Source organism: Vibrio sp. Vb1026, assembly GCF_033338745.1.
Classification (GTDB): Bacteria; Pseudomonadota; Gammaproteobacteria; order Enterobacterales; family Vibrionaceae; genus Vibrio; species Vibrio alginolyticus.
The window spans coordinates 126,185-144,212 of sequence record NZ_JAWOTH010000008.1; the positions used below are offsets into that span (position 1 = coordinate 126,185).

Genomic DNA, 18,028 nt, shown 5'->3' on the forward strand with positions numbered 1-18,028 from the left:
TTTACTCATAACATTAATAACTAATTCATAAGCTTTAGAGGATCTGATGAAGCGAGGCTGCTATGAATAAAAGTGCTCCAGAAAAAAGAGAGTCTGTAGAAGAAGTCATAGCTCGTTTAAGGGCCAATCGAGATGCACCTCACGAGATATCAGAGAGATATGTAGTTAATACATCGCCCAAAACTTCAATAAATCAGAGAGTCTCAAAAATCGCCCCCTCCACTCGTCCATCAGAACGCAAAACCGAGGCAAGCAAAACCATCAAGCAACTCTTGCTTGGTAAACTTACGCAAGGTCAAGCGTTGAAATATTTACGTATTAATATACTGGGACTCAAACAGGATGTGTTCGCAAAACTCGTCGGTGTTTCAAGAAAAACACTCTCAGATATAGAGAATGATCGGGGCAGCTACAATACAGAGATTCTCAACAAGGTATTCAAACCATTTGGCTTAAAAGTCGGACTACTCCCTTCTTCTCCCGATGCGTTAAAATCGCTATTAATGGATGGTGAGGATGGGTAAAATGCTCAGTATCAGCCCTATTTATTTAGATTGAATTGCTATAAAAAGCTAGTATTTTTAAATGATTTAGGAATACATGGACGCGGGTTCAGTTCCTTTTTAAGCAGGAAATTGATGTAACATTTGATGCAACACCAAATTGGTAACATCGTTATAAGTTACTGAATTTATGAAAAGTGAGAAACCATTTCAACTCCCGCCAGCCCACCAAACGTTTGGAAAAGGCCACCCTCGGGTGGCCTTTTTTGTATCAACAACCCACTATCCACTATCCACTATCCACTATCCACATTGTCTTCTTTTCTCACGCACTCATGCTACCTGATAACTTTTCACGAGCATTACTGCATAACTCTGAACGTACACCGATTTAAAAACTCGTTGAGTATTAAGTAACAGGCGATACGCTCATAAATACACCACCAAAAACACATGGAAGTTCAGAAGAACTCATTCAAGGACAAAAGTGTGTACTATATGCTCTTCGATTTAAAGTGTTCTAAGTTTTTGGGGTATCAACAACTACGAGTGCTAAATCTAAGTTATAGAATTATGATGGGTTAAAGTTGAACAATTTGGGTTTATCACTAACCATCAAAAGATACTCAATAAGCCTTTTCTTTTGTTCTTGGTTATCACAATTGGCGGAAAAATAAATTATCAAGTCAATCTAGCATTACGATGTAAAGTAATAAAAACACCTCTTGAGCAAGCGACTAATTAACTATTTTCAATACGATTTCATTGTCTGAAACCTAGTATTTATAGAGCTCTTTCCCATTCGATAGCTCTCGTTTATTTTGCTTCCACATTACCAGATGAAAGCCTAAAAAATCCAATACAATATAACTACCTAAGGTTAGCGTAGACTGAGTATTCCAGATTTAAACTTTATTAATGCTAATAAAAATCGGTCAAGTAGATAAACATAAATCTAAAAATGTAATTTTCAAATTCACAAGTTACAAGGGCAATGCAGTACGAATCACATAGTTAGCATTAAATATTGTAAAAACACACAATACATATACATTTATAGATTTTTAAAATGAAAAAAGTCGATGTGAGAAATTACTTAGTTGGATTTATTACAATCATATTGTTGAGCATTAATATGAGTTTTGGAGAGAGTATATTGAATAGCGATAAAGTTAACCAATACACACCACAAATCAATGGTGTGCTAACAAAAAAAGGGAAGCCGATTAATAACCAAAAGGTTAGTCTTAGTATTGGTTTAAGCGCTTCAGGAAAATCAATAGACTTATCAACATTTACTGACAGCAATGGTCGGTTTGAATTTTCTCCTGTGTATGAGAACAAAGAGAGCGTTAAGATCCCGCTTATTGAACATTATGTAACTATTGTTTTAACCACAGAACTAGATATTGATGAAAGCGTTATTATTTGGGAAGGTTCGTTCGATGGCTATGAAATAGAGGATTACGTAAAAAACAATATGGCTAATCTAGTCTGTGATGCAGCAAACCCTCTTAAGTACTTTGCTTTTTCAATTGATGATGACGAAAACGATGACTACTACGTAAATAGTCAATGTGATTTATTTGGATATATTGACTCTGACTTATATGGAAATTAAAGAATGCAATCACTCTCACCAAAACTATCATCTAGAATCGCAGAAATCCCTTATTCTGTATTCGCAACTAATGTTCGTAACGTTAGTGGTTATATAGCAAAGTTTTTTACATTTGATCTAAGGAATGATGTCAAAAAAGGAACGACAAGTGGCTTTATGGGATTTGGTGGAATGACATCAGATTTTGTAGCGATAGGTCGAGGTAAGGGCGAGTTTGCCGATACTTTGGTATTTTCCTTCCGTGGCACTCAAGTAAACATCGGCGACATTATGACCGATGGAAACATTGGGATATCAGGTACCTCATCCGGTTACAGGGTACATGCAGGTTTTGTAAATCTCTTCAATACGATAAAGCCACAACTTGCAGCATACATCGCTGGTTATTCGAAAAAGAACATGAAAGCACCGAAGGCAATACACTGTGTAGGTCATAGTTTAGGTGGTGCTCTTGCTTCATTAGCGGCAGATTGGGTGAAGAGTCAGTACGGCTATAGCGTACACCTATATACTTTTGGCGCACCAAAAGTTGGCTTTAAACCATACGCAAGAAGGGAGTTAGATTCTTCCTATCGCTGCACTCATGGCGCAGATCCAGTTCCTATGTCTCCTCTTTGGCCATTTACTCACGGTGGTATTGAGTATCGGCTAGATGGAAGTTCTGGCATCTACTTCTGCGCTCATGGACTAGGAAAAAAATCTGTTCCGGGTTATGTCAATACCGCTACAAGTAATGAGTGGTCGGCACTACAACCCAAATCTCAAGCTTACCTAGAACGCAACGTATTTCTTGACTTCAACAATAGATATAATGCTCGGATGACTGATGGTTGGGTAAGTAAAATAGTCTCTTCAATTTTGACCTTATTAAGAATTTCAGGTCTGGGTCATATAATACAACAAATAGCAACTGTAGGCCTTACTGCTTGGGATCAACTAGCTAAAGCTATGGCGTACATCTCAAAACTAAAAAACGAGTATACAGAACACGTTCGCGGTATTTTAGGTCACATGAATGTAATGTCAGGTAGCGCAGCGATCGACCTATCGAGTATTACTTATAGAGTGATAAAACTTTGTTTTTCGAGACTAGTAAGAAGGTTAGATAGTCATGTTAGAAATGCTCTAAATATAGTAGAGTGACAGTAAAAGGCACGAACAATTATTCTAAAAAACGCTCTATTATCCTCAACTAGATTGAGTTCAGAAAAAGCGAAGCTATTTAGGCTTCGCTTTTTATTAGGGCTTAGAGTTGTTAACAATATTAAAATCTATATTCCACACCTAGTGATGCTTGGTTAAAGTCTGTTTCCGTGTTTGCACCGTTCGCGACATTCTCCGCATTGAGTTCTACGTCGTACCACATATATTCTGCGTTAACTAAGAAGTTATCAGTAACTTTAAAACCCACACCGGCACCAGCGAATACACCTTCATCATCTTTGTTGCCTTGGAAGCCCGCAACGTTGTAATCCGTCGAGTACCACATTTGACCGCCTTTTGCGTAAAGGTCGACACGATCAGCAATGGGAGCGGTAACTTTTAGAGCCGCTGTATAGCCGTCCGTTTCGGCATTTGCTAGGTTATTACCATAGCTACCGAAATCAATGTAACCACCTTCCAACGCTAAGTAAGGATTAAAACGGTAACCAACTAAACCTTGAATAACATCGCTGTCATCATCAAAGTCATCTTGTCCATCAACTTTTAAGTAACCGTAGTTGGCGCCAACATATACACCATGATCGTTGGAGTCCGCAGCATGTGATAAAGTACTAAACGTTGCTAAAGAAAAAAGGCTAATCAAAGTAACAACATTGCTTTTCATTTCGTTCTCCTAATATAAGTTCCATTGAAGGTTCGAATAGTAAAGAGCAAATGCAATGCCAACTTTAAATTAATGAAAAATATATTTAATTTTATAGAATACTGACAATCCTCTAAAGAACGCCGAACAAAAACAGAAAAAACGATCTGTCTGTTTACTTTATATAAACAATACTAAATTGAGGTTAATCGATGATGTGAAAAAGATTCTTGTTAATTTGTAGATTTTTCAAAGAAATTAAATAAACATCTAAAATACTCTTGTAGATTAATCAGTCAAAAAACGCTTAGCTAGTTTTTATAAGAAAGGAAGCTAATCACACATACGTTGCATCTTACTTTGCTTCAAGCCGTGAATACTCTACTCTTTGCCTAAGCAGAGTTTAATGGAACTGAAGTATGTTAAAAGGCAGTGAATACCCTTCTATTCGAGCATTAAGGACGTTTGTCGCGGTCTCTAATTACCTCAGTTTCTCTAAAGCAGCGGATGCCCTATGTATTACGCAAAGCGCAGTAAGCAAACAAATCGCATCGCTGGAGCAATTGGTGGGTTTACCTTTAATACAAAGAAGGGCGAGTGGTATTGAGTTAACCGAAGAAGGCAAGCGTTATCTGCCGCAAGTCACAGAAGCTTTGGAGCTTATTCAGCATGCAACTGCCAACTTAATCCAGTCAGATTCAAAGCAAGAATTACTCACCGTGGACGTAACCCCTTCTTTTGCCAGCCTTTGGTTGATACCTAATATTGATGACTTCCACCAGCAACATCCTAACATCCGAGTAAGAGTCTGTACCGGGGATGGGAACGTCAAAGATTCGAGCAACGAAAGTGACTTACATATTCGCTGCCTTCCATTATCCACACATTATGAATACAGCCACTTACTGTGCGAAGAAACATTGTTATTAGTCGGTTGCACAAATGCTCCTGCAATTGAGAGTGTGCACGCTGTTAGTAATTATCCGTTTATACCTCAAATCACTCGCCCTCAGCTATGGGAGCAATTTAAAACTGTCTACACTGTAGAATCTCCCGTTACCTATCAACCTGTAGGCGTCGAACATTTTTACCTAGCTTGCGAAGCTGTCAGAATGGGAAAAGGGCTCGCCTTGCTTCCTGATTTTATGGCGCAGTATTCGATTTTAAGAGGGGACATTCAGCATGTTCTCAACCTCTCTTTACAGAGCGGTTATGGTTATTACGTGATGATTCCAAATTATCGACTTTCAGCTAAAAAAGTAGTGGCATTTCACGAATGGCTGAAGAGCAAGCTAAGTTAATGTTGTTTCTTTAAACTCGTTTAGGTAAACCAAAACAACTCAAAGACTTCGGTATCTGTCTGCTCAAATTTATGGCATTCTCATCCATACTATTTAAAAAGGATAAATGGATAGTAGGATATGGACAGCAACACGCCAAGACTCTCTTTACGCACCATTGAGCCGACCGATTACCCAGAGCTCGCGGAATTAATGGACCTTGTTTTTCCTGATGTTGGTGGCTCATGGCCACGCCTGACCATCATGGATCTTATTCATCAGTTTCCTGATGGACAAATCTGTATTGAGGATAACGGAAAAATTGTCGGCGCAGCGCTAACAATCAAAGTGGACTACAACCGATTTTCACTTCCTCACCTGTACACCGACATCATCACCGAGAACAACGTCATCCAAAACCAAGTGACCGGTGACGCCATGTATGGTCTCGATGTATTTGTTCACCCGGACTACCGTGGGCTGCGTTTAGGTCGCCGTCTGTATGATGCGCGTAAAGAACTTTGCCGGAGTAAGAATTTCAAAGCAATTTTAGCCGGTGGTCGCATCCCGAATTACCACAAATATGCTGACGAACTGAGCGTGGCTGAATACATCGACAAGATAAAACGCCGTGAGCTTCACGATCCTATTTTGTCTTTTCAGCTTGCAAATGACTTCGATGTAAAGCGTATTATGCGTGGTTACTTGCCAGAGGATAGTGCTTCTAAAGGCTACGCAACTCTACTGGAGTGGGATAACTTCTTCTACGAAGAGGATATTCAATCCGTACACGATGTAGAAAAAACGCTGATTCGGATTGGTGTTGTGCAATGGCAAATGCGTGCTATGAATGACTTAGAGGACTTGCTCGATCAGGCTGAGTTCTTCATCTCTTCTCTTGCGAACTACAAAGCCGATTTCGCCCTATTCCCTGAATTCTTTAACGCGCCGCTGATGGGATTGCAAAACGACCAAAATTCCGTCGAAGCAATTCGCTTTTTGGCTAGCTTTACAGAAGAGATCAAAAACCGCTTCTCGCAGATGGCCGTCACCTACAACATCAACATTATTGCAGGCAGTATGCCCGTCATCGAGGATGGCAAGTTGTATAATGTGGCCTACTTGCTGCAACGAGATGGTGAAATAAACGCTCAATATAAGATCCACATCACGCCCCATGAGCAAAAAGACTGGGTGATCGACGGTGGTGACAATGTTCAAGTGTTCGAAACCGATGCAGGCAAAGTCGGCATACTGATTTGTTATGACAGCGAGTTCCCAGAGTTGGGAAGAATGCTCGCCGAGCAAGGCGCACAAATTGTGTTCGTTCCTTTCTGGACAGACACAAAAAATGGCTACCAACGAGTACGAATCTGTTCCCAATCACGAGCCATCGAAAACGAATGCTACGTTGCAATTGGGGGCAGTGTCGGCAACTTACCTCGTGTTGATAATGTCGATATCCAGTACGCACAATCTGCCGTATTTTCACCGTCGGATATCTATTTTCCACACGATGCGACCTTGACAGAAGCAAGCGCCAACACCGAAATGATAATCTTCGCTGATGTTGATTTGACTAAGTTGAAACAGCTTAATACCGAAGGCTCTGTCACCAACTTACGTCATCGCCGCCTTGATTTGTATGGTGCATTCACCAAAGCCAAAGAGTCATAAGGATCTCCCTAATTCGCCGCTACCAAAGAGCGTGGCGGCGAATAAAGCCTGCTGCAGGTTGATTCTGCGCAATTATCAGAGGCATGTCAGTTTTTCTCAATGGTGAGAAACAAGAATTGACCCAATAGGACATTCGGAGTATCACTCCAACTTCGTTCCGCTTTTATTAGGGGAAAGCTTTTGGAACATATTAACGAACTTCTCGTGTCAATGAAGCCTTTGCTTGAGCAATACGGCTACGTTGCGCTGATTGTCAGTATATTTCTAGAAGGGATAGGTATCCCGATGCCTGGTCAATCACTGATGATCGCGGCATCTTTGCTCTCGTCAGAACAAGTCATGAACCTAAGTATGGTAATGATGGTATCGTGGCTGAGCTGCTTTTTGGGTAATACCTGTGGTTACCTAATCGGCTATTACTTTGAAGGCTGGTTGGATAAAAAAGGCTACATTTCCGGCCCGAAGATGCAAACGCTTCAATTGACTATCCAGAAATACGGCCCTACGTGCTTGGTCGTCAGCCGCTTTATTGAAGGAATGAAGCAATTTATGCCTCTTGCATGCGGTATCGCGAAAATGCCACGTAGAGAGTTTTTGCTCGGTAACGCCCTCGCGGCGACGGTTTGGGTATTGGTATTCAGCTTGTTAACTCACTTTGCATTTGAACATTTAAGCGTGTTGAGCAACCTGTACACCGAATATAAATATCTGGTATGGGCATTTGCTGCTGTCTTATTTACGTGGATGGTTTTAGGTATTGTTAAACGCAAAAAAGCTAAATCAATGCAATAACGACAGCCTCTTCATTAGCGCATAACTAAAGCTCGTGGTATCAGTGAGATACGTAATACGAGCTTTTATCTTTTTCTTTACGCGCAAAATTTAAACAGCCATTTAGACGTCTAGACGTTGACAATACGTAAATGTGATATTAGTCTGCTCTTTTCTCTTATCATTAACATTGTCGTTTACATGTCCGGTTCCCAACAAACTACTAAAACAGTTGCACCGTCTGCGGTCGCACTGATCCCATTAATTGTATTCCTTGCGCTATTTATTGGCGTAGGCACTTACTTATCTTTGCAAGGCGTGGAATTTGCCTTCTACCAGCTGCCTGCACCCATCGCGGTATTACCAGCCATCATCATTGCGTTTCTTTTAAGTAAAGAGAAACTTAACCGCTCAATCGAACACTTCATGCGTGGTGTTGGCCACCCAGACATCATCGCAATGTGTATGATCTATCTGCTTGCAGGTGCCTTTGCTGCGGTAGCAAAAGCCTCTGGTGGTGTTGATGCAACAGTGAACCTTGGTTTATCCGCTATTCCAACCAGCATGATTTTACCGGGCATTTTTCTGATTTCTGCTTTTATCGCAACAGCAATGGGGACTTCGATGGGTACCATCGCAGCCGTTGCCCCCGTAGCGTTGGGGATTGCTGAATCAGCAGGAATGAGCTTACCGTTAACCGCAGGCGTTGTGCTGAGCGGCGCTATGTTTGGTGATAACCTTTCTATCATCTCTGACACCACCATCGCGGCGACACGCTCTCAAGGTTGTGAGATGAAAGACAAGTTTAAAGAGAACATTCGTATTGCTTTACCTGCGGCGTTGATCGCGATTGCAGTGTTCGCTTTCAACAGTACCGCGACTCAAGTGCCTGAAACTGGCGATATTGAGTGGCTAAAAGTCTTGCCGTACATCACTATTTTGATCCTAGCGGTATCTGGTGTGAATGTGTTTGTGGTTCTGTCGATTGGCATTCTTTTGGCTGGCGGCGTGAGCTTGGCATCGATTGACAATTACGGACTAACTAATCTAGCCCAAGACGTATACAAAGGCTTTGGTAACATGCAAGAGATCTTCTTGTTATCCATGCTGATTGGTGGTTTGAGTGAACTGATGCGTCGCCAAGGTGGTCTTGCTTTTCTAACAAATTTCGTTAGTAGCCTTATCCACGCGTTTGGCTCTAGTCACTCTAAACATGCGAACAGTCGTGCAAGCGAGCTAGGTATTGCAGGTTTGGTATCAATGGTCAATGGCTGTACGGCAAACAACACCGTAGCCATCATTGTATCGGGCAGCGTTGCTCGCCAACTGGCGGAAGAGAATAATGTCTCTCCTCGCCGCTCAGCAAGCTTGTTAGACATTTTCTCATGCGTGGTGCAAGGCGTGTTGCCTTACGGTGCTCAAGTACTGCTGCTAGGTTCCGTATTCAACCTATCGCCACTTGAAGTAGTTGCCAATTCTTACTACTGTTTTGCATTAGCGATAGCGGCTGTTGTCGCGGTGTTTATCAAACATCCCGCTCGTCAACCTGTAGCGCAAACTGAGAACTAACGACAAATACCGAAAAGGCTCCGATGGAGCCTTTTTACTTTCCTTTCTTCTTTTTTTCTTTTCCGCGAGCAGATTTACTTCAAAGCTGAACGCAAACTTTGCGCACTGTGTAAAGGAATAGCAAAGCGATGCGCCACATCGCGTATAGCTTCCACCTGAGCCGCGTTACTGATTGCTAATTCGCCTGCCACATCGACGTGGTTATTCTCAAACCCCACTCTCACATCGAATCCAAGTAACATCGCACTCGCTAAACAGTCTTGCTCTCGCGCGCCAAAAGCACAAATGGCACATCGAATTTCTTCCTCGACAAAACGCGCCAAATTCAAACCTCGTAAATCCCATGGCGAAGACTGTTGAGCTTGGTGATAACGCCCTAACACCACTAATGCATGCTGATGCGTTTTAGGTAACACGCCCGCATCACGCAGTTGGAAATAACGTTCAATGTCGGTTGCATCGTAGAGAATAATTTGGCTCACGATGTTGTGTTCTGCCACCCAATGGAAAAAGGCATGCCCTTCTTTCTCACTTGCGCGATCAGGGATTAACTCCCTCAATGCAAAAGAAGCCGCTTCTGGTTTCACAGCTTTAACTAACGCCATCTGTTGTGGCGGAGAATACAAGCCCACCGCCTCTGTGGTGAGCTGTACCATCATGTTTTGTCCCACCGCTTCTTTCACGGCATGGTAAATTGCCATGTTGCCGTCGATGTCTAATGAATGACGTCCGTTGGCGTCTCTAGCATGCAAATGGATCATGGCAGCCCCTACCGTTTGACAAGCGATAGCCTCTGCAACCAGTTCGTCTGTTGTCATGGGTAAGCTGGCGTGATCGTGCTTAGTTTTTCTTGCACCGTTTGGGGCCACGATAATAGCGATAGGCTCTCGTATACATCGATTTTCTAATTCCATTCCTTCGCTACCTCTTTTAGCGTTAATGAGAGTTTGCCAACTAGCTCATCAATATGGTGAGGCTGAATAATGAATGGCGGCGCAAGCAAGGTATGGTGCCCATTAACGCCATCAATCGTTCCGCCCATTGGATAGCACATTAAGCCATTTTCCATTGCTCGCTGTTTGATGCGTTTGTCTGCCAATGTGGCTTTACTCAGAGGCGCCTTGCTTTCTTTATCCGCCACCAGCTCAATGCCAAAAAACAAGCCTTTACCACGAATGTCGCCAATATACGGTAAATGGGCCAATGCAGAAGTAAGCTCATTACGCAGCAAAGCACTTTGCTGATTCACCGCCGTTAATAAATCATCTTGGAAGATGGTTTGAATGGTCGCCACGGCAGCAGCGCACGCCACAGGGTGCGCCATAAAGGTATGACCATGTTGGAAAAAACCGCTTCCATCAGCAATAGCTTGATAGACTCGATCATTCGCAACCACCGCGCCAATAGGTTGATAACCCGCACCAAGCCCTTTAGCCATACACACCAGATCGGGTTCTGCCTCTTCTTGCTCAAACGCAAAAAAACTGCCACTGCGTCCAACGCCACACATGACTTCATCCAAGATCAATAACACATCGTATTGGTCGCATATTTCGCGAATACGCTTGAAATAACCTTGCGTTGCAGGCACAGCTCCAGCGGTGGCTCCCACAATGGGCTCGGCGACAAAAGCCATGACATTATCAGCCCCCAACTCAAGAATTTTTGCCTCTAGCTCATTCGCCGCTCGCAATGAGTAATCCAATTCCGACTCATGACTCTGCTGATAACGATAAGCATAGCAAGGGGCGATATGATGGCTCGGGTGTAAGATGGGTTTGAACGGTTCACGTCGCCATTCATTACCTCCGACAGCCAAAGCCCCCAAGGTATTGCCGTGATAACTTTGCTGACGCGCGATGAACTGCTTTTTCTCTGGCTTACCTGATTCCACGAAATACTGCCGCGCCATTTTTAGTGCCGACTCCACCGCTTCTGATCCACCACTGACTAAATACACATGGTTGAACTGATCAGGCATGTGCTGACAAATCAATTCTGCTAGGCGCTCACTGTTGTCACTAGTAAAAAATCCAGTATGAGCAAATGGCACTCGCTCGATCTGTTCCAACATGGCTTTTTTAACGGCGTGATGACTGTGGCCAAGGTTTGATACCGCAGCCCCACCACAAGCATCGAGATACTGCTTTCCATGCTTATCGAATAGATAAACACCTTCACCTCTATCGATGATTGGCAGCGTGGCATGGCAGTGACGGTGAAATACGTAAGACATTTGAGTCCCTTCCAATGTGTAATACATGCACACATCATCAGGAACAAACCCAAACGTGACAAGAGAATAAATCTCACCCTCTATGAGCTTTTGGAATACCACAAACCAAAAACACCAAAAACCTTGATATTTAAACAATAAAATAAAAATAGGCCAGCTTTTTTAAAGGCTGGCCTATGGGTAACCCAAAGCTAAAAAAAATCGTTTTACGCGTTTAGTGCCTGTTCTAAATCGGCTAGGATATCGTCAATATGCTCAATACCCACCGATAAACGAATCATCTCTGGAGACACACCAGCTTGTTTTTGTTCTGCTTCGCTCAATTGACGATGAGTCGTCGATGCAGGATGGCAAGCCAATGATTTTGCATCGCCAATGTTCACCAAACGCTTAAAGATTTTCAAAGCATCATAAAAACGCACACCAGCGTCATAACCATCTTTTAAACCAAACGACAAAATCGCAGAAGGCTTACCTTTCATGTATTTTTCGGCGAGATGAAAGTGTTCAGAACTTGGTAATCCGGCATAACTTACCCAACTGACTTTGTCATTCTGTTCCAAGAATTCAGCCACTTTGAGTGTGTTCTCGGTATGGCGCTCCATGCGCAGCGGTAACGTTTCTAGCCCTTGCATAAGCATAAATGCATTCATCGGTGATAATGCGGATCCGGTATTACGCAGTGGTACGGTACGCGCACGCCCGATAAATGCCGCCTCACCAAACGCTTCGGTATACACCACGCCGTGGTAAGAAGGTTCTGGTTGGTTGAAAACAGGAAAGCGGTCTTTGTGCTGCGCCCAAGGGAATTTACCTGAATCCACAATCACGCCACCTAATGTGGTGCCATGCCCACCAACGTATTTAGTGAGAGAGTGAACTACGATATCCGCACCAAATTCGATGGGTTTGCAAAGCACTGGCGTCGCAACGGTGTTATCCACAATCACAGGTACGCCTTGTGCATGAGCAAGCTCCGCCACACGTTCTAAATCGATGATATTACCCGCAGGGTTACCAATGCTCTCGCAGTACACCGCTTTGGTATTTTCATCAATTAATTCGGCCAAACTTTCTGGCTTGTCATCTTTAGCAAACTTCACCTGAATACCTTGATTTGGGAGCATGTGCGCAAACAAGGTATAAGTACCGCCATAAAGTTGCGGCGTAGAAACGATGTTATCGCCCGCTTGCGCTAAGGTCAGAATTGCATAGTTAATCGCTGCACTCCCCGCACTCACGACCAATCCAGCAATGCCGCCTTCTAACGCCGCCATGCGTTTTTCCAGAACATCGTTAGTCGGATTCATGATGCGAGTGTAGATATTCCCCGGCACTTCCAAGTTAAACAGATCAGCGCCGTGCTGCGCGTTGTCAAACTCGTACGCGACTGTTTGATAAATCGGCGTCGCGACAGATTTAGTGGTAGGGTCAGTTTCGTAACCAAAATGGATGGATAGCGTTTCGTCTTTCATGTTCTTCCCTGTCTTTCATCACTCAAATAGCGGCAAGCAAAGCACTTACCTTGCTTAAAACTTATATTGCCCAATTTTTCAACAAATAACGTAGGGATGAATCACAGAGATAAAACGCTAATTCAACTGTCCAAGTAACCAGCGACGAAACGTTTCTGTCGCATTCGTACGTGTGTTCATGATCAAGTAATACCCTGCATTGGCAGGAATCGGTTTGAATGGAGAAACCAAACGCTCTGTCGTCAATTCATCCTCAATCAGTGCCATTCGTGCCATCGCAATCCCAACGCCTGCTTCGGCTGCAGACATCGCCATATCCGTTCGATTAAAAAAGTGTCCGATATCGGTTTTAAAATCCAACCCCATCGCTGACGCCCAATATAGCCACTCATAGTCACGCGTCGCTTTTTCCCATGGCATCGCATCGTGTAGTAGCGTCGCCTCTTGCCATTGCTTCACTGGCATTGAGGTTTTTCGTTCACCAAACAACGTTTTTAGCCAGCCATGATCCTCAAGGTATTTTGGACTCATCACCGGCAGCAGATGCTCATCCAAAATCAGCTCCGCGTTAGCATTTCTATAAGGATGAAGACCATAGTCAATTGCGACGTCATAGTCTTTTATCTCACTATTTACCAACGCACCTTCCGCAAAGATTTGTACTTGGATATCCGGATTATCATGATGGAAGCTTTCGAGCTTTGGGACTAACCATTTGAAAGCAAAAGAAGGCGTCAACTTCAAACGAATTTCATTGGTTTGCTTTTCTACTTTGAGCTCATCAAGCAATTTGCTCAGTTCCGAAAAGTGAAACTGCGTCGCTTGGTGTAACTGAGTGCCTTTTACGGTTAAACGAATACCGCGAGAGTGGCGTTCAAATAAAGTAAAACCTAATAACGCTTCTAAATGAATAATTTGTTGGCTTATGGCACCAGTGGTGAGGTGTAAATGTCTTGCGGCACCAGTAAAGCTGCTGTACTCCGCGACTTGGCTAAATAGGCACAAACCACTTATCAGATTACTTTTCATCCTTGAGCCTATAGTTTTTCTAAACGCAGTGTGTAATTTATATCGATTGTTAACAAAAGGTAAAGAAAAGAAACTGAGCACTCTGATAAATGTGTGGAGTGCATCAATGGAAGTCATCGTATTAGGCAGCGGCGTTATCGGCTTAACCTCTGCTTGGTATTTATCTCAAGCAGGCTATCAAGTTACCGTCATTGACCGCCAACCAAGCAGTGCCATGGAAACGAGCTTCGCCAATGCCGGGCAGATCTCATATGGTTACTCTTCACCTTGGGCTGCGCCTGGTGTTCCTGTTAAAGCCATTAAGTGGTTAATGGAAGAGCATGCTCCACTTAAAATCAAACCCACCCTGAATGCCGACATGATCCGCTGGGCGAGTAAAATGGTCGCGAATTGCACCCTACCTCGCTATCAAGTTAACAAGGCTCGCATGCTTTCTATCGCTAACCACAGCCGTATTTGCTTAGAACAGTTACGCCAAGAACACGCCATTGAGTATCAAGGGCGTCAGTTTGGGACCTTGCAAGTATTCCGAACACATCAACAGCTGCAAGCTATTGAAAAGGACATGCAGCTCCTTGAACAAAGCGGAACCCGATTTAAGCTAATGGACGTCGAACAATGTATTGAACAAGAGCCAGGGCTTGCACTTGTGAAAGACAAACTGGTTGGTGGCTTGCATCTACCTGATGACGAAACGGGCGATTGCCATCAATTTTGCCAACAACTAACGGAGCTTGCTAAGGCACACGGTGTCCGATTTGAGTTCGATACTGAAGTAAGCAATTGGGTTACAGTAGGCAAAAAGATCATAGGTGTCCAAACGAACCGAGGACAATTTAAAGCAGACCAATATGTGGTGGCCTCTGGCAGCTACTCTACAGCGCTACTCAAGCAACTCGATATTGATATTCCGGTCTACCCTGTCAAAGGCTATTCACTCACCATCCCGATGGAAGATGAACACTTCTCTCCTCGATCTACTGTGATGGATGAAACCTATAAAGTCGCTATGACTCGATTTGATGACAGAATTCGCGTAGCTGGCACCGCAGAATTAGCAGGGTTTGATGCTTCCCTTCCACAAAAGCGCAAAAACACCATCGAAATGGTCATCCGTGATCTTTTTCCTCGTTGTGGTGACTTCAGCCAAGCTGAGTTTTGGAGCGGCTTTAGGCCAATGACGCCTGATGGCACACCAATTATCGGTGCGACTAAATACGATAACCTTTTTACTAACACCGGACACGGAACTCTGGGCTGGACGATGGCTTGTGGCTCAGGTCAATTGCTAGCAAGCGTAATGAAAGGTGAAAAAGCAAAAGTGATGGATAATGCGGAGCTTAACCTTTGTCGTTACGCCTGAGGACATGACTGAACAAAAAACAGGCAGACACTTACTCCACAAAATGCATAACCACTGGCATTTTTAACTCATCAAAATCGCAGCACATTTAAATGACAATGTGCTGCATAATTAATCATCAGGCAAATCTTCTACCTAAAAGGAGCAAATAAGCAACAAGAACCAAATTTTAACAACTACTCTCCATTCTGTGTTCATCATCACGCTACAAAGGATTTGTAGCTAAAAAAGTTAACAATTGCATTACATAAAGGGTAATGTATTGTGTGAAAAACAACCACAAACACAACTAACAGGGAAAATACTCATGCAGTCATTAGTTGATTTTCTGAATGGAATTATTTGGAGCCCGGTACTGATCTATTTGTGCCTTGGCGCAGGTTTGTTCTATTCAATCATGACGCGTTTTGTACAAATTCGTCACTTCTTTGAGATGTGGCGCTTATTACTTTCAGGGAAGAGTTCAACAAAAGGGATATCATCATTTCAGGCACTTGCCGTTTCACTATCTGGCCGTGTAGGTACAGGTAACATTGCTGGTGTTGCCGCTGCTATCGGTTTCGGTGGCCCAGGCGCCGTATTCTGGATGTGGGTCGTTGCCTTCTTTGGCGCTGCAACCGCATACGCAGAATCAACACTTGCACAAATTTATAAAGAAGAAGACGAAGGCGAGTTCCGTGGTGGCCCTGCTTACTATATTGAGAAAGCAATGGGACAAAAATGGTACGCTTGGATCTTTGCTATCGCGACCATCTTTGCTTGTGGTGTTCTACTTCCTGGCGTTCAATCGAACAGTATCGGTAACGCAGTAGAAGCCGCATTTGGCTCAGGTGACATGATTGAAACCGCTATTGGTACCTTCAGTTTTGCTAAAATTTTCACTGGTACGGTTGTTTGTGTCATTTTGGCTTTCATCATTTTTGGTGGCGTAAAGCGTATCGCGAACTTTACCCAAGTCGTTGTACCATTTATGGCGTTAGCTTACATCATTACTGCGTTTGTCATCATCCTTCTAAACATTGGTGAGGTTCCGCGCATTTTCGGCATGATTATTGGTGACGCGTTCACACCAATGGCAGGCGTTGGTGCAGCAATCGGCTGGGGTGTAAAACGTGGTGTCTACTCCAACGAAGCAGGTCAAGGTACTGGTCCTCACGCAGCAGCAGCAGCGAGTGTTGATCACCCAGCTCAGCAAGGTCTTGTTCAATCTTTCTCTATTTACATCGATACACTACTTGTGTGTTCAGCAACCGCGTTCATGATTCTTATCACTGGCGCGTACAACGTAAATGGTGCGATTGAAGGTACATTCCTGGTTCAAAACCTACCAGCGGATATTGGTGCAAATGGTCCTGTGTTTACACAGATGGCGATCGAAAGCGCACTACCTGGCGTGGGTAAACCATTCATCGCAATCGCTCTATTCTTCTTCGCGTTTACGACCATTCTGGCTTACTACTACATTGCAGAAACGAACATTGCTTACATTCGTCGTACGTTCAAAGTAAATGGACTGATGTTTATTCTGAAAGTCATCATTATTTCATCCGTGTTCTACGGAACCGTGAAAACCGCCAACTTAGCATGGGCGATGGGTGATGTAGGCGTAGGACTGATGGCGTGGCTAAACATCATCGGTATTTTGATCATCTTCTTTATGTCGAAGCCTGCACTCAAAGCACTGAACGACTACGAAGAGCAACAAAAACGTGGTGTGACCGATTTTACATTTAACCCTGTTGCACTGGGCATTAAAGGCGCAGATTACTGGGAAGATAAGTACCGACGTAAAACGGGTAAAGCACCAACGGCAGACAGCAATAGCGCAGAAACTGTTGAGCAACCATCAACATAGCGTTATCACATAAATAAGAAAAAGCAGTGGTCCGATTGAGGACATAAAAAAGGGGGATTAACCAATGGTTAATCCCCCTTTCTTCATTATGAGTAACAGCTTAGGCGATAACCGCTTCAACTTTACGAGCGATTTTTGCTTTACCTACAGGTAACACTTCACGACCAAATTCGTTGTTCAGTACTTGTGCCATTGCGAAGTAAATTGCACTTGCGCCACAGAAGATACCCTCGAAGCCAGCGATAGCACCGATCACTTCGCTACCAGTGAAATCACGAGCAGCAAGCAAGAAGAATAGGATAGTTAGAGAGCCAAATACCACTTGCTTCGCTGTTGGGTAACATAGAGAACCAATGAACATGAAACCAGTGAAGATGCCCCAAAGCGCTAGGTACCAACCCATAAAGCTTGCAGGGCTTGCAGGAAGACCCATGTGAGGCATTACGATTAGACCAACCAATGTTAGCCAAAATAGACCGTAAGAAGTAAACGCAGTTGTGCCGAACGTATCACCGCGTTTAAAGCACATGATGCCAACGATTACTTGGCTAAGGCCACCGTAAAAGATGCCCATCGCTAGGATCATAGAGTCAATTGGGAAAAATCCTGCATTATGAATATTGAGCAGAATAGTGGTCATACCGAAACCCATTAGACCTAGCGGTGCTGGGTTAGCCAGTTTTGTCGACATGTACAAATACCTTTTTTCAAAAATGTTGATAAAAAATGCGCGCGAATTTTAATGGGCTGCAGAACAAAAGAGAAAAGCTGTTATTGAAAACTTAGATTCCATAAATAAACCACTACATATATAAAAAAAGACCCTGCAAAAAAGCAGAGTC

15 protein-coding genes are annotated in these 18,028 nt (G+C 43.4%); 9 read left to right on the forward strand and 6 right to left on the reverse strand.

Annotation, left to right across the window (positions count from 1 at the left end):
• Positions 1–62: 62 nt before the first annotated feature.
• The 3 genes from R7E47_RS13955 (at position 63) to R7E47_RS13965 (ending at position 3,267) form a co-directional block, all read left to right on the forward strand.
• Positions 63–524 (forward strand): helix-turn-helix transcriptional regulator, encoded by a 462-nt coding sequence (locus R7E47_RS13955; protein WP_025795024.1) that lies wholly within the window; start codon positions 63–65, stop codon positions 522–524.
• A gap of 1,048 nt (positions 525–1,572) precedes the next feature.
• Positions 1,573–2,124, forward strand: a complete 552-nt coding sequence (locus R7E47_RS13960; RefSeq protein ID WP_258483900.1) for an Ig-like domain-containing protein — start codon at positions 1,573–1,575, stop codon at positions 2,122–2,124.
• A gap of 3 nt (positions 2,125–2,127) precedes the next feature.
• Positions 2,128–3,267 carry a lipase family protein gene (locus R7E47_RS13965; RefSeq protein WP_005383744.1) on the forward strand — a complete coding sequence of 380 codons (1,140 nt, stop codon included), beginning with the start codon at positions 2,128–2,130 and terminating at the stop codon, positions 3,265–3,267.
• A 121-nt stretch (positions 3,268–3,388) separates the two neighbouring features.
• Here R7E47_RS13965 and R7E47_RS13970 read toward each other — a convergent pair whose 3' ends face one another.
• The gene (locus R7E47_RS13970; protein WP_005381668.1) at positions 3,389–3,952 is read right to left on the reverse strand and encodes a porin family protein; all 564 of its coding nucleotides are present in this window, start codon (positions 3,950–3,952) and stop codon (positions 3,389–3,391) included.
• A 398-nt stretch (positions 3,953–4,350) separates the two neighbouring features.
• On the opposite strand from R7E47_RS13970, the gene R7E47_RS13975 reads away from it, so the two are divergent.
• The 4 genes from R7E47_RS13975 to R7E47_RS13990 all read left to right on the forward strand — a co-directional run bounded on the left by R7E47_RS13975 (position 4,351) and on the right by R7E47_RS13990 (position 9,228).
• The gene (locus tag R7E47_RS13975) at positions 4,351–5,232 is read left to right on the forward strand and encodes a LysR family transcriptional regulator (RefSeq protein ID WP_005381669.1); all 882 of its coding nucleotides are present in this window, start codon (positions 4,351–4,353) and stop codon (positions 5,230–5,232) included.
• A 120-nt stretch (positions 5,233–5,352) separates the two neighbouring features.
• Positions 5,353–6,888: a bifunctional GNAT family N-acetyltransferase/carbon-nitrogen hydrolase family protein gene (locus R7E47_RS13980; RefSeq protein WP_005381670.1), complete on the forward strand. Its 1,536-nt coding sequence runs from the start codon at positions 5,353–5,355 to the stop codon at positions 6,886–6,888.
• A 204-nt stretch (positions 6,889–7,092) separates the two neighbouring features.
• The gene (locus R7E47_RS13985) at positions 7,093–7,680 is read left to right on the forward strand and encodes a DedA family protein (RefSeq protein WP_005381671.1); all 588 of its coding nucleotides are present in this window, start codon (positions 7,093–7,095) and stop codon (positions 7,678–7,680) included.
• A gap of 180 nt (positions 7,681–7,860) precedes the next feature.
• Positions 7,861–9,228, forward strand: coding sequence for a Na+/H+ antiporter NhaC family protein (locus R7E47_RS13990; RefSeq protein WP_017635705.1), 1,368 nt, complete (start codon positions 7,861–7,863; stop codon positions 9,226–9,228).
• A gap of 74 nt (positions 9,229–9,302) precedes the next feature.
• Here R7E47_RS13990 and R7E47_RS13995 read toward each other — a convergent pair whose 3' ends face one another.
• The 4 genes from R7E47_RS13995 to R7E47_RS14010 all read right to left on the reverse strand — a co-directional run bounded on the left by R7E47_RS13995 (position 9,303) and on the right by R7E47_RS14010 (position 13,968).
• Complete coding sequence (locus tag R7E47_RS13995; RefSeq protein WP_258474386.1) at positions 9,303–10,142, reverse strand: 3-keto-5-aminohexanoate cleavage protein; 840 nt, start codon at positions 10,140–10,142, stop codon at positions 9,303–9,305.
• Entirely contained in the window at positions 10,133–11,464 is a 1,332-nt protein-coding gene (locus R7E47_RS14000; RefSeq protein ID WP_054579032.1) for an aspartate aminotransferase family protein, read from the reverse strand. The genes R7E47_RS13995 and R7E47_RS14000 overlap by 10 nt, the downstream gene beginning before the upstream one ends.
• A 206-nt stretch (positions 11,465–11,670) precedes the next feature.
• On the reverse strand, positions 11,671–12,939 hold the full coding sequence (locus R7E47_RS14005) for an O-acetylhomoserine aminocarboxypropyltransferase/cysteine synthase family protein (RefSeq protein WP_005391505.1): 1,269 nt from the start codon (positions 12,937–12,939) through the stop codon (positions 11,671–11,673).
• A gap of 117 nt (positions 12,940–13,056) precedes the next feature.
• Positions 13,057–13,968: a LysR substrate-binding domain-containing protein gene (locus R7E47_RS14010; RefSeq protein WP_318084437.1), complete on the reverse strand. Its 912-nt coding sequence runs from the start codon at positions 13,966–13,968 to the stop codon at positions 13,057–13,059.
• Positions 13,969–14,074: 106 nt separating this feature from the next.
• Here R7E47_RS14010 and R7E47_RS14015 point away from each other — a divergent pair, with 106 nt between their 5' ends.
• Both R7E47_RS14015 and R7E47_RS14020 read left to right on the forward strand, forming a co-directional pair.
• The gene (locus R7E47_RS14015) at positions 14,075–15,331 is read left to right on the forward strand and encodes a D-amino acid dehydrogenase (protein WP_047102136.1); all 1,257 of its coding nucleotides are present in this window, start codon (positions 14,075–14,077) and stop codon (positions 15,329–15,331) included.
• A gap of 307 nt (positions 15,332–15,638) precedes the next feature.
• Positions 15,639–17,186, forward strand: coding sequence for an alanine/glycine:cation symporter family protein (locus R7E47_RS14020; RefSeq protein ID WP_005381681.1), 1,548 nt, complete (start codon positions 15,639–15,641; stop codon positions 17,184–17,186).
• A 100-nt stretch (positions 17,187–17,286) separates the two neighbouring features.
• Here R7E47_RS14020 and R7E47_RS14025 read toward each other — a convergent pair whose 3' ends face one another.
• On the reverse strand, positions 17,287–17,877 hold the full coding sequence (locus R7E47_RS14025) for an acetate uptake transporter (protein WP_005381682.1): 591 nt from the start codon (positions 17,875–17,877) through the stop codon (positions 17,287–17,289).
• Positions 17,878–18,028: the final 151 nt, after the last annotated feature.

Bases quoted from the DNA above. Each gene is read 5' to 3' on its own strand.
- R7E47_RS13995 (WP_258474386.1), bottom strand. From the start codon at position 10,142: ATGGAATTAGAAAATCGATGTATACGAGAGCCTATCGCTATTATCGTG.
- R7E47_RS13955 (WP_025795024.1), top strand. From the start codon at position 63: ATGAATAAAAGTGCTCCAGAAAAAAGAGAGTCTGTAGAAGAAGTCATA.
- R7E47_RS14000 (WP_054579032.1), bottom strand. From the start codon at position 11,464: ATGTCTTACGTATTTCACCGTCACTGCCATGCCACGCTGCCAATCATC.
- R7E47_RS14015 (WP_047102136.1), top strand. From the start codon at position 14,075: ATGGAAGTCATCGTATTAGGCAGCGGCGTTATCGGCTTAACCTCTGCT.
- R7E47_RS14005 (WP_005391505.1), bottom strand. From the start codon at position 12,939: ATGAAAGACGAAACGCTATCCATCCATTTTGGTTACGAAACTGACCCT.
- R7E47_RS13975 (WP_005381669.1), top strand. From the start codon at position 4,351: ATGTTAAAAGGCAGTGAATACCCTTCTATTCGAGCATTAAGGACGTTT.
- R7E47_RS13980 (WP_005381670.1), top strand. From the start codon at position 5,353: ATGGACAGCAACACGCCAAGACTCTCTTTACGCACCATTGAGCCGACC.
- R7E47_RS14025 (WP_005381682.1), bottom strand. From the start codon at position 17,877: ATGTCGACAAAACTGGCTAACCCAGCACCGCTAGGTCTAATGGGTTTC.
- R7E47_RS14020 (WP_005381681.1), top strand. From the start codon at position 15,639: ATGCAGTCATTAGTTGATTTTCTGAATGGAATTATTTGGAGCCCGGTA.
- R7E47_RS13970 (WP_005381668.1), bottom strand. From the start codon at position 3,952: ATGAAAAGCAATGTTGTTACTTTGATTAGCCTTTTTTCTTTAGCAACG.
- R7E47_RS13965 (WP_005383744.1), top strand. From the start codon at position 2,128: ATGCAATCACTCTCACCAAAACTATCATCTAGAATCGCAGAAATCCCT.
- R7E47_RS14010 (WP_318084437.1), bottom strand. From the start codon at position 13,968: ATGAAAAGTAATCTGATAAGTGGTTTGTGCCTATTTAGCCAAGTCGCG.
- R7E47_RS13960 (WP_258483900.1), top strand. From the start codon at position 1,573: ATGAAAAAAGTCGATGTGAGAAATTACTTAGTTGGATTTATTACAATC.
- R7E47_RS13990 (WP_017635705.1), top strand. From the start codon at position 7,861: ATGTCCGGTTCCCAACAAACTACTAAAACAGTTGCACCGTCTGCGGTC.